This window comes from Bacillus sp. mrc49 (genome assembly GCF_002803435.1).
Genome location: NZ_PHNG01000559.1, coordinates 1 through 912, shown reverse-complemented (window position 1 = coordinate 912; position 912 = coordinate 1). Strand labels below are relative to the sequence as shown.

Sequence of the window (912 nt, the reverse complement as noted above, 5' to 3'; positions counted from 1 at the left end):
TTCCATCCTGGTCCCTGTATCCCGATAACCTAATTTCTTATAAAAGTGTTTTCGCAATTACATTCATTTCGTCCACTGCCAAAATAAGTGCTTCCTTGTGCGGAAATAACGCTTTTGCAAATTCCGGAAGGAGCCGCAAAGCCTTCTTCGCAACCCTTTGGCTTGATATTTTCGATCAATAAGCAATCCGCGAAGCAAAATCGCTTTCCTTTCATTGGTGAAGGGGCTGTTGTTATCGCCAACATGTAAAACGAAAAAGCCTGCCGGAAGGTCATCTGCCATTATGACGAAAGGATGCTCATCCTCATCATTTTGACAGTATTTCAGGATTACTTAAGGTACGCTCTTCATCTTTAATTATTTTCGGGTCGTTCGATGCCGCCTGGAGCATTCCCTCCATATACGAAAGGAGCGCTGCCGAGGAAATCGGCAGCGCTCGTTAAGTTCTTATTGATGTGTGTTTTCATTGATCGTCAATGCTTCACGCAAATTGATTTGATGACGGAGAATATTGGCAACTTCACGCGAAATTTGTCTTGTTTCAAACATCTCCTGTACTTCATCACGCTCTGCCTGAATCGCCTTATAAAATAGCTCCCTTTCATATTCCACCATTTTACTAGGGACTCGGCCTCTATTTTCCCGTTTGCATTTCAAGATCAACACTTTATATTCTTCAATGATCATCGAGGATGTCTCATGGTTTTCGGCATTAATGCCGGCTTGTATCTCTTGAATGGCAGCTTTATACATCCTGATTTTAAGGTCCCTCACCTTTTCCAACCGCTCGATGTTGAATCTTCTTGTTTCATTTTTATTAGGGAAAAATAATTTAAAGATTCTCAACATACTTCTTTTGAAAAGTGTTACGGATCTCAAAAGGCGGAATTTCATCAGGTTAGTCACCGCGCC

General features: G+C 41.6%; 1 protein-coding gene and 1 pseudogene. One reads left to right on the top strand and one right to left on the bottom strand.

Annotated features, from left to right (window positions below):
- Positions 1-182: hypothetical protein (locus CVN76_RS31690; RefSeq protein ID WP_232732118.1), on the top strand; the 182-nt coding region annotated here is incomplete at its 5' end.
- Between the two features lie 265 nt (positions 183-447).
- Here CVN76_RS31690 and CVN76_RS05730 read toward each other — a convergent pair.
- A pseudogene (locus CVN76_RS05730) lies at positions 448-912 on the bottom strand (Na+/H+ antiporter); the annotation flags it as partial.